The sequence below is a fragment of the Streptomyces sp. AHA2 genome (assembly GCF_036857595.1).
Lineage (GTDB): Bacteria > Actinomycetota > Actinomycetes > Streptomycetales > Streptomycetaceae > Streptomyces.
The window spans coordinates 371,112-385,141 of the sequence record NZ_JAUQWJ010000004.1; the positions used below are offsets into that span (position 1 = coordinate 371,112).

Here is a 14,030-nt window from a genome sequence, read left to right on the forward strand (position 1 = left end):
CGAAGCCCTCGGAGCGCCATAGGTTCCCGGAACATTCGATGTACAGCTCGAAACATTCGCAATAGCGGGTGCGGGAGAGGTCGGCACAGCACCGTTCACGCGCTCGTGAGCACCGTTCGTGAGAGGGCCGTCCGTCCACCCGACAGGAGCTTCATGACCACCGCGCCCTGGCGTGACCCCGCCCTGCCCGCCGCCACCCGCGTCGACGACCTGCTCTCCCGGATGACCCTTCAGGAGAAGACCGCCCAGCTGTACGGCGTCTGGGTGGGCGCCGAGACGGACGGCGAGGGGGTCGCACCGCACCAGCACGACATGACCGTCGAGTACGACTGGGACGAGCTGATCACGCACGGCCTCGGCCAGCTCACGCGCCCCTTCGGCACCGCCCCCGTGGACCCGGTGCTCGGCGCGCGGGCGCTGGCCCGTGCCCAGCGGCGGATCGCCGCGGCCGGGCGCTTCGGCATCCCGGCGATCGCGCACGAGGAGTGCCTGGCCGGCTTCACCGCCTGGCAGGCCACGGCCTACCCGGTCCCGCTGGCGTGGGGCGCCACCTGGGATCCGCCGCTGGTCGAGGAGATGGCCCGCCGCGTCGGCGAGGACCTGCGCTCGGTCGGCGTCCACCAGGGCCTCGCACCCGTGCTGGACGTCGTCCGCGATCCGCGCTGGGGCCGGGTGGAGGAGACCATCGGCGAGGACCCGTACCTGGTGGGCACGGTCGGCGCGGCCTACGTGCGAGGGCTGGAGTCGGCCGGGGTCGTCGCCACGCTCAAGCACTTCGCCGGGTACGCCTCCTCGGCCGGCGCCCGCAACCTCGCCCCCGTGCGGGCCGGTCTGCGCGAGTTCGCGGACGTCACGCTGCCGCCGTTCGAGATGGCCCTGCGCGAGGGCGGGGCCCGCTCGGTGATGGCCGCCTACACGGAGACCGACGGCCTCCCGGCCTCCGCGGACCCCGGGCTGCTCACCCGGCTGCTGCGCGAGGAGTGGGGCTTCACCGGCACGGTCGTCGCCGACTACTTCGGCATCGGCTTCCTGCAGACCCTGCACCGGGTCGCCGGCACCCCGGCCGAGGCGGCCCACGCGGCCCTGGCGGCCGGCATCGACGTCGAACTCCCCACGCTGAAGTGCTACGGCCCGCCCCTGCTGGACGCCGTCCGCTCCGGCCGGGTCCCCGAGGAGCTGGTGGACCGCGCGGCCCGCCGCGTCCTGCTGCAGAAGTGCGAGCTGGGCCTGCTGGACGCGGACTGGGCCCCCGAGCCGGACGGCCCGGTCACCCTGGATCCGCCGGGCAACCGGGCCCTGGCCCGCCGGCTGGCCGAGGAGTCCGTCGTCCTGCTCGACAACCCGGGCGGGCTGCTCCCGCTGGCCTCCGGCACCCGGATCGCGGTCGTCGGCCCCCGGGCGGACGACGCCCTGGCCATGCTGGGCTGCTACTCCTTCCCCTCCCATGTCCTCACCCACCACCCGGGCGTGCCGACGGGCATCGAGATCCCGACCGTCCTGGAGGCGCTGCGCGGCGAACTGCCGGACGCCAAGGTGACGTTCGCGCAGGGCTGCGACGTGACCGGCCCGGACCGGTCGGGCTTCGAGGAGGCCGTCGCCCGCACCGCCGAGGCCGACGTGTGCGTGGCGGTGCTCGGCGACCGGGCGGGCCTGTTCGGCCGCGGCACCTCCGGCGAGGGCTGCGACGCCACGGACCTGGCCCTGCCGGGCGCCCAGGGCGACCTGCTGGACGCACTGCTCGCCACCGGCGTCCCGGTGGTGCTGGTCCTGCTGACCGGCCGCCCCTACGCGCTGGGCCGCTGGCACGGCCGGCTGGGCGCCGTCGTCCAGGCCTTCTTCCCCGGTGAGGAGGGCGGCCCGGCCGTCGCGGGCGTCCTGTCGGGCCGCGTGAACCCCTCGGGCCGGCTGCCCGTCAGCGTGCCCAGGGTGCCCGGTGGCCAGCCCTGGACCTATCTCCAGCCGCCCCTCGGTCTCGCGGGAGAGGTCAGCAACCTGGACCCCACCCCGCTGTACGCCTTCGGCCACGGCCGCTCGTACACGGCGTTCACCTGGGAGGACGTGGCGGGCGGCGAGGTGGAGATCGGCACGGACGGCGCCTGCGACCTGTCCGTGACGGTCCGCAACACCGGCGAGCGGGAGGGGGCGGAGGTCGTGCAGCTGTACCTGCACGATCCGGTGGCCTCGGTGACCCGGCCCGACGTCCGGCTGGTCGGCTACCGGCGCGTGGCGCTGGCGGCGGGTGAGGCGGCCCGGGTGACGTTCCGCTTCCACACGGACCTCTCGGCGTTCACCGACCGCTCGGGCCGCAGGGTGGTCGAGCCGGGCGCCCTGGAACTGCGGCTGGCCGCCTCCAGCACGGACGTACGCCACACGGCGCACCTCACGCTCACCGGCCCGGTCCGGGTCACGGGGGCGGACCGCCGGCTGCGCTGCGAGACGGAGGTGTCGCCCGTCCGGTGAGCCCCGCGGGCGGGCCCGGTACTCCGCGTCAGCCGGCGTCGACCGACTCGAACCGCCACCGGTGCACGGCCCGTGTGACCAGCTCCCGGTCCGGCTCCGGCAGTTCGGGCAGGTCGGCGTCGTACGGGGCGTCCCACCAGGTGATGACCAGGACCCGGTCCTGGGGGGCGCGCAGGGTCTCGCGGCGCAGCGGCTCGCGGGACAGGTCCTGGGCGCGGGCCCAGCCCAGCAGGTCCTCGCCCCGCCCGGGCACGGCCCGCGCCTCCCACATCAGGGCGACCGTCACGAGTAGAGGTTCTCCTTGCTGACCTCGTGCACGTGGTCGTGGTCGTGGCCCGGGACGTGCGGTTCCGTCACCGGCAGTGAGGAGTCGGCGGACAGGTCCCAGCTCGACGCGGCACGGCCCCGGGCGACCATCTCGGCACCCAGGGCGGCGACCATCGCGCCGTTGTCCGTGCACAGCTTGGGCCGGGGCACCCGCAGCCGGATCCCGGCCGCCTCGCAGCGCTCCTGGGCGAGCGCGCGCAGCCGGGAGTTGGCGGCCACGCCGCCGCCGATCATCAGGTGGTCGACGCCCTCGTCCTTGCAGGCGCGCACGGCCTTGCGGGTCAGCACGTCCACGACCGCCTCCTGGAAGGAGGCCGACACGTCACGCACCGGCACCTCCTCGCCCGCCGCCCGCCGGGCCTCGATCCAGCGGGCCACGGCCGTCTTCAGCCCGGAGAAGGAGAAGTCGTAGGCCGGGTCGCGGGGGCCGGTCAGGCCGCGCGGGAAGGCGATCGCCTCCGGGTCGCCCTCCTTGGCGTAGCGGTCGATGACCGGGCCGCCCGGGAAGCCCAGGTTCAGCACCCGGGCGATCTTGTCGAAGGCCTCGCCGGCGGCGTCGTCGATGGTGGCGCCCATGGGGCGGACGTCGGAGGTGATGTCGGAGGACAGCAGCAGCGAGGAGTGCCCGCCGGAGACCAGCAGCGCCATGGTCGGCTCGGGCAGCGGGCCGTGCTCCAGCTGGTCCACGCAGATGTGCGAGGCGAGGTGGTTCACGCCGTACAGGGGCTTGCCGAGGGCGTACGCGTACGCCTTCGCCGCCGAGACGCCGACCAGCAGGGCGCCGGCCAGGCCGGGACCGGCGGTGACGGCGATGCCGTCGAGGTCGCGGGCGCCGACGCCCGCCTCCTTCAGCGCGCGGTCGATGGTGGGGACCATCGCCTCCAGGTGGGCGCGGCTCGCCACCTCGGGGACGACGCCGCCGAAGCGGGCGTGCTCGTCGACGCTGGAGGCGACCGCGTCGGCCAGCAGGGTGGTGCCGCGCACGATGCCGACGCCGGTCTCGTCGCAGGAGGTCTCGATTCCCAGTACGAGGGGTTCGTCAGCCATTGATCTCGGTTCCTTGTGCGGAGTTCTCGGGGGTGGTCAGGCGCATCACCAGGGCGTCCACGTTCCCCGGCTGGTAGTAGCCGCGCCGGACGCCGATGGGTTCGAAGCCGAAGCGCTCGTAGAGCTTCTGCGCGCGGACGTTGTCCACGCGGCACTCCAGCATGATCTCGGCGCACTCGAAGGCGGTGGCCGCGCGCAGCAGTTCGGCGAGCAGCCGGCCGCCGAGCCCGGTGCCCCACAGCTCGCGGGCGACCGCGATGGTCTGCACGTCGGCCTGGTCACCGGTGGCGACGATCCCGGCGTACCCGACGATCCGGGAGCCGCTCTCGGCGACGACGTAGCGGCGGTTGGCCTCCGGCCCGCGGGCGTGGGCCAGTTCCGACCAGAACATGCCCCGGGACCACGCGTCCTCGGGGAACAGGTCCCGTTCCAGCTCCAGCACGGGGTCGATGTCCCACCAGCGCATCTCGCGCAGCGCGCACGTCTCGGCTCCGGTCACTTGGGGGTGACCACCTTGTAGTTCTTGGGGACCTGGGCGTCGGGGCGGCGCAGGTACAGCGGCCGCGGCGCGGGCAGTTCCTCGCCCGCGGCGAGTCGCTCGGCGGCCAGCCGGGCCAGGGCGGCGGCGGACACGTGCTCGGGCTCGTGCGCCCGCGGGAAGGTGTCCGGGTAGAGCAGCGCGCCGGCGCCCACCGCGGGCAGGCCCTCGACCTGCGCGGCGATGTCGGCGGGCCGGTCGACCGCCGGGTCGGTGAGGCGGGTGCGCGAGTCGGCGTAGCGCGCCCAGTACACCTCCTTGCGGCGGGCGTCGGTCGCGACGACGAAGGGACCCTGCAGGTCGGCGGCGTAGGCGAGGCCGTCCAGCGTGCACACGCCGTGGACGGGGACGCCGAGCGCGAGCCCGAAGGTGTCCGCGGTCATCAGACCGACCCGGAGCCCGGTGTAGGGGCCGGGGCCGATCCCGGCGACGATCCCGGTGACCGCGTCGAGCGTCAGCCCGGCCTCGGTGAGCACGCGGTCGATCGCCGGCAGCAGCAGTTCCCCGTGCCGCCGGGCGTCGACCTGACTGGACGAGGCGATGACGTCCTCGCCGTCGTGCAGCGCGACGGTGACAGCGGGTGTGGCGGTATCCAGAGCGAGCAAGAGCACGCAAACAGCCTACGGCTCCCCGGGCCCCGTGTCGGACGTACCTGCCGGGCCGTCACCTGCTGCTACCGTCACCTACCGTCACGACAGCGACGTACGACGTGAGGTGGGCGCCGGTGGCAGCCAGCAGCTCGGGAATCGTGGCCGCGCTCACCGCCGCGGCGCTCGCCACGGTCGGTTACCTCGCCCACCAGGCGGCCGAGGCCCTCCCGGCCGGTGCGGCCCGGGCCGCGGTGACGGGAGCGGCACCGGCCGCCGGTACGTCGAAGGCGCCGCGGGCCGAGCAGGACCCCACCGCCCTGCCGCCGGATTCCGGCCAGGGAGCACGGGTCGTGTACTCGCTGCGCCGCGACCGGGTGTGGCTGGTCGGCGCGAACGGCAAGGTGGCGCGCACCTTCGAGGTCGACCCGAGCGCGGTCGACCCGCCCCCGGGCCGCTACGCGGTGACGTCCCGCTCGGGCGCGGTCACCGGCTCGGACGGCATCCCGGTGGAGCACGTCGTGCGCTTCACCAGCGTGGACGGCGTGGTCGTCGGCTTCAGCGCGGCGGTGGACGAGGCGAGGGCCGCGGCGGCGCCCCCCGCGAAGGTGCGCACGGGCGGCATCCGCGAGTCGCGTGCGGACGGTTCGGCGATGTGGACCTTCGCGACGATCGGCCGCAAGGTCGTGGTCGTCCGCTAGCCGGACCAGGGCGCACAGGCGGACCAGGCGGACGAGAGACGGATCAGGCGGCCTTCCGGGCGGCCGCCCGCCGCCGGGGCTGGGCGGCTTCCCGGCGGCCCTCCGCGGGCTCGGAGAACCCCGGTTCGGGGGCGCGCGGCGGTGTGGAGATCAGCGCCGCCGCCTCGCCGGCCGCCAGCAGGTCGCGCATGGACATCCCGGCGACCGCGAACGGCAGCGGCCGCCCCTTGCTCTCTGTAGCCGACATGGACGCCTCCTGAAGCGCCGGGGGCGGAAGTTAGGCACACCTAACTACGAGCTGGGTACCATGTGACCACGCACAAGACGCCGAGCGCAACATCATGCCGACGTCTTGTCGGAACGTTCACAGGACCGCGCCCGACCGCCGGACGGCGTCACGGGCTGTGTCCATGTCTAGGCGGCGAGGACGCTCAGATCGGCCGAGGCCCAGCGTTCCCCCACGCCGGTGACGGTCAGGTGCCGGACCTCGTCGGTCGTGTCGCCGACCGCGCGGTGGATGACGACCTGCAGGCGGTCCTCGGTCAGCTCCTCGACCTTGCCCTCGCCCCACTCGACGACGACCACGGACTCGGGCAGCGACACGTCCAGGTCCAGGTCCTCCATCTCGTCCAGCCCGCCGGAGAGCCGGTAGGCGTCGACGTGGACGAGAGGCGGGCCGTCGACCAGCGAGGGGTGCACGCGGGCGATGACGAAGGTCGGCGAGGTGACGGCCCCGCGCACGCCGAGCCCCTCGCCCAGCCCGCGGGTCAGCGTCGTCTTGCCCGCTCCGAGCTCCCCGCTCAGCATCACCAGGTCGCCCGCGCGCAGCAGTTTCGCGAGCCGGCGGCCCAGCTCCCGCATCTGCTCGGGGGACGTGACGACGGTCTGGACGGATCCGGGCTCAGCCGGGCTGTGCGGTGCTGGTGCTTCCATAGCCCTTCACGGTAGCCCCTGCGGGCACGGCACCCGTGCGGGTGAGCAGGTCGGCGAGGCGGTCGGTGACCACTTCCGGGTGTTCCAGCATGACCAGGTGCCCGGCGTCCGGCACCAGCACCAGTTCCGCGTCCGGGAGCAGGTCGGCGATGGCCTCGCTGTGCTCACTGGGCGTGACCAGGTCCTGCACGCCGGCCAGCACGAGCACCGGCAGGTCGGCGAAGTGGGCCAGCGCCTCGGTCTTGTCGTGGTCGTTGAAGGCCGGGTAGTACTCGGCGACCACGTCGATCGGGGTGCTCTCGATCATCCGCTCGGCGAACCGGGCGACGGCCGGGTCGACGTCCCGGGAGGCGAACGAGTACCGCTTGATGACCCCCGCGAACAGGTCCGCGGTGGCCCGGCGCCCCTTCTCCACCAGCTCCGCCCGCTGTCCCAGCGCCTTCAGCACCCCGGGCAGCACCCGCCGCACCACGTTGACGCCGGCCACCGGCAGCCCGTAGTTGACCTCTCCGAGCCGGCCCGACGACGTCCCCACGAAGGCGACCCCGACGACCCGCTCGCGGATCAGCTCCGGGTACTGGTCGGCCAGCGCCATCACCGTCATCCCGCCCATGGAGTGCCCGACCAGCACGATGGGCCCCTCGGGCACGGCCGCGTCGATCACGGCCTTCAGGTCGCGGCCGAGCTGTTCGATGGTGACCGGTTCGCCGTCCCGGTTCTGGGCGACGCCGCGCCCGGACCGGCCGTGGCTGCGCTGGTCCCAGTGCACGGTCCGCACGACGCCGCGCAGGGCGGCCCGCTGGAAGTGCCAGGAATCCTGGCTCAGGCAGTAGCCGTGGCTGAAGACGACGGTGACGGGGGCGGGGACCTTGCGGCCGAAGAGCCTGCGGCGGCGCGGGCCCGCGGCCGGTGCGGCGTCCGGGTCGACGTCGTCGACCTCGTAGTACAGCTCCGTGCCGTCGTCGGCGGACGCCTTGCCGGGCATCCCGCGCAGCGCGCCGTACGGCCCGGCCGAGTCCAGTGCGAGGCGGGCCTTCTGCCGTATGCCGCGGCCGACCGTCATCCGCTCCAGGGCGACACCGGCGGCCGCGCCCGTGGCCACCACGCCTATCGCGACGCCGGCGAGACCGGTCGCCCGGCGCCAGCCTCCCGCCGCCCCCGCGGCGGAGGCCGCGACGGCCGCGGAGGCGACGTCGACGACGACCTCCGCACTGCTCTCGCTCACGTACCGCTCCTCTTCGCCGGGCCGCTTCGGGTGGCTCGCGTTGTCGGGTGGCTCGCCGAGCCGGTGGTGCCTTGGTTGACCTGGGGTCCTGTGCCTTCTGGTGCCGGTGGTGCTTCGGTGACTGCCGTTCTCCGGGTGACGGACTCCCTGTGCGAGTTACCCGTCCTGTTCCTCATTCACATAGACGCGAGGAACACGCGTTCCGATCCGGGTCACGATCTCGTAGGCGATGGTTCCGGCCGCCTGGGCCCAGTCCTCGGCGGTGGGCTCCCCGCGGTCCCCGGGGCCGAAGAGGATCGCCTCGGCGCCCGGTGCGGGCTCGTCGCCGCCCAGGTCGACGACGAACTGGTCCATCGCGACCCGCCCGGCGACCGTACGCCACTTGCCCTCGACCAGTACCGGGCCGGCCGAGGAGGCGTGCCGCGGGACGCCGTCCGCGTACCCGAGCGGAACGAGCCCGAGGGTGGTCTCGCCGGGCGTCACGTAGTGGTGGCCGTAGCTGACGCCGTGCCCGCCCGGGACGCGCTTGACCAGGGCCAACGAGGCGGACAGCGTCATCACCGGCCGCAGCCCGAAGTCGGCCGGGACGCCCAGTTCGGGGCTGGGCGAGATGCCGTAGGTGGCGATTCCGGTGCGCACCAGGTCGAAGTGGCTGCCGGGGACGGTGAGCGTGGCCGGCGAGTTGGCGATGTGCCGCACCTCGGGGCGCACGCCCTGCGCCTCGGCGTAGGCGACCATCTCGCGGAACAGGCCGAGCTGGGCGGCGATGGAGGGGTGGCCGGGCTCGTCGGCGCAGGCGAAGTGGGACCACAGTCCGGTGACGTGCAGCAGCCCCTCGGCCTCGGCCCGCAGCGCCTCGCGCACGAGGGCCGCCCAGTCGTCCCCGGGCTGGCAGCCGTTGCGGCCGAGCCCGGTGTCGGCCTTGAGCTGTACGCGGGCGGGCCGGTCCGCGTGCCGGGCGGCCTCGGTGACCTCCCGCAGGGCCCACATGCCGCTGACGGACACGTCGAGGTCGGCCTCGACGGCCTCGCGCCAGGGCCCGCCGGGCGTCCACAGCCAGCACATGATCCGGCCCGGCAGCCCGGCGGCGCGCAGGGCGAGGGCCTCCTCGGGGGTGGCGGTGCCCAGCCAGGTCGCCCCGGCGGCCAGGGCGGCACGGGCGCACGGCACAGCCCCGTGGCCGTACGCCTCGGACTTCACCACGGTCATCACGGCCGCACCGGGCGCGTGGGCGCGCAGGGCGCGCACGTTGGCTCGCAGGGCGGCCAGATCGATCTCGGCACGGGCCCGCAGGGGCGCGGTCCGGGGGGCTGTTCTCTCGCTCATCGCGCCCAGTGTCTCAGAGCCCCCCACACCCCCGACGGCAGCGGCCCGCCCGCGGAACCAAGATCAACGAAGCCGGGGGCCGGGGTGCCGGCCCCATGCTCCGGGCCGGAGCGGGGGGCTCGGGCTCCTCCCGAAGCCCGGGTCGGAGCGACACCGTCCCGGCCGGACGACGGAGGAGGCGTGCCGGGCGCAGGCGTGCCGACTCGACACCGAGCGGGCTGCCGGTCGCCGTCACGCCGGGGTGCGGTGGTGGTCCCACCGCCGGCGACCCCGGGCGCCGGCCGGCCCGGGTCACCGCCGGCGGCCACCCCCCGGCCGGCGGCGACGCGCCGCTCTCGACCGGCAACCCGGGCCTCGCCCCGGCCGAGGGCGTCGGCTGGACGAGGATGTCGAACGGACAAGGACGTCGGCTGGGCAAGGGCCTCGCCCGGCCGAGAACACCGACTGAACCAAGCCCTCACCCGGCCCAGAACACCGACTGAACCAAGCCCTCACCCGGCCCAGAACACCGACCGGGCGAAGACCTCGTCAGGCGGAGGACCGCGTTCCGGTCAGCCTCGGCCCCTCACGTTGCGCCAGGCCGCCGGGAGCGTGTCGGCCACGTCGTGCGCTCCCACCGGTGCCCCGTCCGCCGCCAGCCGTCCGGCCAGGCCGTGCAGGTACGCCCCGGCACTTCCCGCATCCAGCGCCGTCAGGCCCGCCGCCAGCAGCGAGCCGGCCAGGCCGGACAGCACGTCCCCGCTCCCGGCCGTGGCCAGCCAGCCCGTGCCGGTCGCGTTCACCCGTACCGCCCCGCCCCCGGAGTCGGCCACCAGCGTGGTGGAGCCCTTGAGCAGCACGGTCGCCCCGTACCGCCGGGCCAGCTCCCGCACCGCGCCCAGCCGCCCTTCCTCGACCTCCCGGCGCTCCACGCCGAGCAGGGCCGCCGCCTCCCCGGCGTGCGGCGTCATCAGGGTCGGCGCCCGGCGCTCCCGCACCGCTCCGGCGTCCGCGAGCCGCAGTCCGTCCGCGTCGATCAGCACGGGGACGTCCGCCGCCAGCACCTCCGCCACCGTCGCCGCGTCGTCCCCGGCCCCGGGCCCGACCACCCAGGCCTGCACCCGCCCCGCGTGCTTCGGCCCCCGGTCCGACACGAGCGTCTCGGGGAACCGTGCGAGGACCGCGTCCCCGGCCGGCCCGACGTACCGCACCGCCCCGGCCCCGCCGCGCAGCGCCCCGGAGACGGCCAGGACGGCGGCCCCCGGGTAGCGCGCCGAGCCGGCGGCGATCCCGACGACACCCCGGCGGTACTTGTCGCTCCCGGCCCCCGGCACCGGCAGCAGCCGCGCCACGTCCGCGTGCTGCAACGCCTCCAGCTCCGGCTCGGCCGGCAGCTCCAGCCCGATGTCGACCAGCCGCACCGAACCCGCGTACTCGCGCGCCGGGTCGACCAGCAGCCCGGGCTTGTGCGTCCCGAACGTCACCGTCAGGTCGGCCCGGACCGCCACGCCCCGCACCTCACCCGTGGCGACGTCCACGCCGCTCGGCAGGTCGACGGCGACGACGGCACCGCTCGACCGCTCCGCGGCGGCCGCCAGCGGCACCGCCTCCGGCCGCAGCCCGCCCTTGCCGCCGATCCCCACGATGCCGTCGACGACGAGGTCGGCCCGCTCCACCAGTTCCTCCACCCGGGCGGAACCGCCGCCCGCCACCGTCCGGCCCCCGGCGCGCCGCAGGGCCGCGAGCCCCGCCGGGTGCGCCCGGCCGGGCGCGAGCAGCACCGCCGTGACGCCGGCTCCGCGCCGGGCCAGCCGGGCCCCGGCGAACAGCGCGTCACCCCCGTTGTCCCCACTGCCGACCAGCAGCACGACCCTGCTCCCGTACACCCGGCCCAGCAGGTCGGCGCAGGCCGCGGCGAGCCCGGCGGCGGCGCGTTGCATCAGCGCCCCCTCCGGCAGCCGCGCCATGAGCCGCCGTTCGGCGTTCCTGACCGTCTCCACGCTGTACGCAGTACGCATGCGGTCGAGTTTCCCGCACACCCCCGCGGCCACTCCCCACCGCCCCGCGCACGCGTCCGTGTCGGACCGATCGACGCTCCGCCGTCCTCCGGGCGTATGCTCGCCCCAAGTTTTGAACTCGTTCAAAAGTGGGATGGCGAGACATGACCAGCTCGACGGCGCCCGGCGACAGCGACAGCCCCGCCACCGCACTGGGGCCCACGGCCCTGGTCCTCGGTGTCCTCTCGGCCGTGGGGACGTGGTTCTTCCTGATCCCCTGGACCGTCCTGGCCGGAGCGCTCGCGGTCACGTTCGGACTGACGGGCCTGCACCACGCCCGCGCGGGCACGGGCCGGCTGTGGCCCGCGGCGGCCGGTACGGCACTGGGGGCGGCGGGCGTCCTCGGTACGGCCGTACTGCTCTGGGCGATGTCGTAGCAGGAGGAGGGCGGCTCACCCCTCGGCGATCACCACGGCCGAGGCGACGCCCGCGTCGTGACTGAGCGACACGTGCCAGGAGCGCACGCCCAGTTCGGCGGCGCGGGCGGCGACCGTCCCGCTCACCCGCAGCCGGGGCCGGCCGCTGTCCTCGACGTACACCTCGGCGTCGGTCCACAGCAGTCCGGCCGGCGCGCCGAGCGCCTTGGCGAGGGCCTCCTTGGCGGCGAAGCGCGCGGCCAGGGAGGCCACGCCCCTACGCTCCCCGCTGGGCAGCAGCAACTCCCGCTCGACGAACAGCCGCCGGGCCAGCGCGGGCGTGCGGTCCAGGGACGCCGCGAACCGGTCGATCTCGGCAACGTCGATGCCGACCCCGATGATGCTCATGCGCAGCACCCTACGGCCCGCCCGGCCACCGTCGCCCCGGGAGACCGTCGACGTCGGCTCCGCACCGAGGAAATCGGCCCCGTCGACTGGTGGTCACCGGCCGCGGAAGGGCGGGGCGGGGCGAACAGCGGAGCCGTCCCGCCCCTCCCTCCCTCGCTCGCTCGCTACTCCACCGTCACGGACTTCGCCAGGTTGCGCGGCTGGTCCACCTCGTTGCCCCGGGCCGTCGCCAGCTCGCAGGCGAACACCTGCAGCGGGACCGTCGTCACGAGCGGCTGCAGCAGGGTCGGCGTGACCGGTACGCGGATGAGGTGGTCCGCGTACGGCACGACCGCCTCGTCCCCCTCCTCGGCGATCACGATGGTCCGCGCGCCCCGGGCCCGGATCTCCTGGATGTTGGACACGATCTTGTCGTGCAGCACCGACCGCCCGCGCGGCGACGGCACGACCACGACGACCGGCAGGTCCTCCTCGATCAGCGCGATCGGCCCGTGCTTCAGCTCGCCGGCCGCGAAGCCCTCGGCGTGCATGTACGCCAGCTCCTTCAGCTTCAGCGCGCCCTCCAGGGCCACCGGGTAGCCCACGTGGCGTCCGAGGAACAGCACCGTGTTCTTCGAGGCCAGGGTGCGCGCCAGCTCCCGCACCGGCTCCATGGTCCCCAGCACCTGCTCCACCGCCCCGGAGATGGAGGACAGGTCGCGGATCACCGCCCGGATCTCGTCGCCCCACTTGGTGCCCCGCACCTGGCCCAGGTACAGCGCGACCAGGTAGCAGGCGACGAGCTGGGTCAGGAACGCCTTGGTCGAGGCGACGGCGACCTCGGGACCGGCGTGCGTGTAGAGCACCGCGTCGGACTCGCGCGGGATCGTCGAGCCGTTGGTGTTGCAGATCGCCAGCACCTTGGAGCCCTGCTCCCGGGCGTGCCGCAGCGCCATGAGGGTGTCCATGGTCTCGCCGGACTGGGAGATGGCCACGACCAGGGTCTGGGCGTCCAGGATCGGGTCGCGGTAGCGGAACTCGCTGGCCAGCTCCACCTCGCACGGGATCCGGGTCCAGTGCTCGATGGCGTACTTGGCGATCATCCCGGCGTGGAAGGCCGTACCGCACGCCACGATGACGACCTTGTCGATCTCGCGCAGCACGCGCGGCGGGATCCGCACCTCGTCCAGGGTCAGCGAACCCGAGCCGTCGATCCGGCCGAGCAGCGTGTCGGCGACCGCCTTGGGCTGCTCGGCGATCTCCTTGAGCATGAAGTAGTCGTAGCCGCCCTTCTCGGCGGCCGAGGCGTCCCAGTCGACGTGGTACGAGCGCACCTCGGCGGGGCGGCCGTCGAAGCCCGTCACCACCACGCCGTCCCGGCGCAGCTCCACGACCTGGTCCTGGCCCAGCTCGATCGCGGACCGGGTGTGCTCGATGAACGCGGCGACGTCCGAGGCGAGGAACGCCTCGCCCTCGCCGACGCCGACCACCAGGGGCGAGTTGCGCCGCGCCCCCACCACCACGCCGGGCTCGTCGGCGTGCACGGCGACCAGCGTGAACGCCCCTTCCAGCCGACGGCACACCAGCCGCATCGCCTCGGCGAGGTCCGCGCAGGAGGAGAACTCCTCGGCGAGCAGGTGCGCCACGACCTCGGTGTCGGTCTCGGAGGACAACGCGTGTCCGCGCTCCTGCAGTTCGGCCCGCAGCGCGGCGAAGTTCTCGATGATGCCGTTGTGCACGACCGCGACGCGTCCCGCGTTGTCGATGTGCGGATGGGCGTTGTCGTCGGTCGGACCGCCGTGGGTGGCCCACCGGGTGTGGCCGATGCCCGTCGGCCCCGTCGGCAGCGGCCTGCCGTCCAGCTCCTTCTCCAGGTTCAGCAGCTTCCCGGCCTTCTTGGCCGTCGCCAGCCCGCCGTCGGCCAGCACGGCGACACCGGCGGAGTCGTAACCCCGGTACTCCAGCCGCCTGAGCCCGGCCATCACGACCTCGAGCGCGGACTGCGGCCCCACGTATCCCACGATTCCACACATGGGCGGCAGCTTAGGGTCGACCCCCGGGCCGAACAGGGCTTTCCGTGCCCGATTTCGGAAATTCCACCGGGCTA

The 14,030-nt window shown here is 74.6% G+C and carries 14 protein-coding genes; 3 read left to right on the plus strand and 11 right to left on the minus strand.

What is annotated here, in order from left to right:
* Positions 1 to 153 precede the first annotated feature (153 nt).
* Positions 154 to 2,460: a glycoside hydrolase family 3 N-terminal domain-containing protein gene (locus Q5694_RS12120; protein WP_333932811.1), complete on the plus strand. Its 2,307-nt coding sequence runs from the start codon at positions 154 to 156 to the stop codon at positions 2,458 to 2,460.
* A 28-nt stretch (positions 2,461 to 2,488) separates the two neighbouring features.
* Here Q5694_RS12120 and Q5694_RS12125 read toward each other — a convergent pair whose 3' ends face one another.
* Genes Q5694_RS12125 through tsaB form a run of 4 tightly spaced genes read right to left on the minus strand, consistent with a single transcriptional unit; the run spans position 2,489 to position 4,983 of the window.
* Complete coding sequence (locus tag Q5694_RS12125; protein ID WP_333932812.1) at positions 2,489 to 2,746, minus strand: hypothetical protein; 258 nt, start codon at positions 2,744 to 2,746, stop codon at positions 2,489 to 2,491.
* Positions 2,743 to 3,834: a tRNA (adenosine(37)-N6)-threonylcarbamoyltransferase complex transferase subunit TsaD gene (tsaD, locus tag Q5694_RS12130; RefSeq protein ID WP_333932813.1), complete on the minus strand. Its 1,092-nt coding sequence runs from the start codon at positions 3,832 to 3,834 to the stop codon at positions 2,743 to 2,745. The genes Q5694_RS12125 and tsaD overlap by 4 nt, the downstream gene beginning before the upstream one ends.
* Positions 3,827 to 4,333 carry a ribosomal protein S18-alanine N-acetyltransferase gene (rimI, locus tag Q5694_RS12135; protein WP_443040856.1) on the minus strand — a complete coding sequence of 169 codons (507 nt, stop codon included), beginning with the start codon at positions 4,331 to 4,333 and terminating at the stop codon, positions 3,827 to 3,829. Before rimI ends, tsaD begins: the two co-directional genes overlap by 8 nt.
* Positions 4,330 to 4,983 carry a tRNA (adenosine(37)-N6)-threonylcarbamoyltransferase complex dimerization subunit type 1 TsaB gene (gene tsaB, locus Q5694_RS12140; protein ID WP_333932814.1) on the minus strand — a complete coding sequence of 218 codons (654 nt, stop codon included), beginning with the start codon at positions 4,981 to 4,983 and terminating at the stop codon, positions 4,330 to 4,332. Before tsaB ends, rimI begins: the two co-directional genes overlap by 4 nt.
* 113 nt (positions 4,984 to 5,096) lie before the next feature.
* Here tsaB and Q5694_RS12145 point away from each other — a divergent pair, with 113 nt between their 5' ends.
* Positions 5,097 to 5,660 carry a hypothetical protein gene (locus Q5694_RS12145; protein WP_333932815.1) on the plus strand — a complete coding sequence of 188 codons (564 nt, stop codon included), beginning with the start codon at positions 5,097 to 5,099 and terminating at the stop codon, positions 5,658 to 5,660.
* Between the two features lie 43 nt (positions 5,661 to 5,703).
* Here the strand turns inward: Q5694_RS12145 and Q5694_RS12150 are convergent, their stop codons facing one another.
* From Q5694_RS12150 to Q5694_RS12170, 5 genes are all read right to left on the minus strand, one after another.
* On the minus strand, positions 5,704 to 5,907 hold the full coding sequence (locus tag Q5694_RS12150; protein WP_333932816.1) for a hypothetical protein: 204 nt from the start codon (positions 5,905 to 5,907) through the stop codon (positions 5,704 to 5,706).
* 167 nt (positions 5,908 to 6,074) lie between these two features.
* The gene (gene tsaE / locus Q5694_RS12155; RefSeq protein ID WP_333932817.1) at positions 6,075 to 6,593 is read right to left on the minus strand and encodes a tRNA (adenosine(37)-N6)-threonylcarbamoyltransferase complex ATPase subunit type 1 TsaE; all 519 of its coding nucleotides are present in this window, start codon (positions 6,591 to 6,593) and stop codon (positions 6,075 to 6,077) included.
* The gene (locus tag Q5694_RS12160; RefSeq protein WP_333932818.1) at positions 6,562 to 7,818 is read right to left on the minus strand and encodes an alpha/beta fold hydrolase; all 1,257 of its coding nucleotides are present in this window, start codon (positions 7,816 to 7,818) and stop codon (positions 6,562 to 6,564) included. Before Q5694_RS12160 ends, tsaE begins: the two co-directional genes overlap by 32 nt.
* A 156-nt stretch (positions 7,819 to 7,974) precedes the next feature.
* On the minus strand, positions 7,975 to 9,144 hold the full coding sequence (gene alr / locus Q5694_RS12165; protein WP_333932819.1) for an alanine racemase: 1,170 nt from the start codon (positions 9,142 to 9,144) through the stop codon (positions 7,975 to 7,977).
* Positions 9,145 to 9,695: 551 nt separating this feature from the next.
* The gene (locus tag Q5694_RS12170; RefSeq protein WP_333932820.1) at positions 9,696 to 11,141 is read right to left on the minus strand and encodes an NAD(P)H-hydrate dehydratase; all 1,446 of its coding nucleotides are present in this window, start codon (positions 11,139 to 11,141) and stop codon (positions 9,696 to 9,698) included.
* Positions 11,142 to 11,284: 143 nt separating this feature from the next.
* Here Q5694_RS12170 and Q5694_RS12175 point away from each other — a divergent pair, with 143 nt between their 5' ends.
* A complete protein-coding gene (locus Q5694_RS12175; RefSeq protein WP_333932821.1) occupies positions 11,285 to 11,557 on the plus strand; it encodes a hypothetical protein in 273 nt (90 codons plus the stop codon).
* Positions 11,558 to 11,572: 15 nt separating this feature from the next.
* Here Q5694_RS12175 and Q5694_RS12180 read toward each other — a convergent pair whose 3' ends face one another.
* Both Q5694_RS12180 and glmS read right to left on the minus strand, forming a co-directional pair.
* On the minus strand, positions 11,573 to 11,944 hold the full coding sequence (locus Q5694_RS12180) for a holo-ACP synthase (RefSeq protein ID WP_333932822.1): 372 nt from the start codon (positions 11,942 to 11,944) through the stop codon (positions 11,573 to 11,575).
* Between the two features lie 164 nt (positions 11,945 to 12,108).
* Positions 12,109 to 13,956, minus strand: coding sequence for a glutamine--fructose-6-phosphate transaminase (isomerizing) (gene glmS, locus Q5694_RS12185; protein ID WP_333932823.1), 1,848 nt, complete (start codon positions 13,954 to 13,956; stop codon positions 12,109 to 12,111).
* Positions 13,957 to 14,030 lie beyond the last annotated feature (74 nt).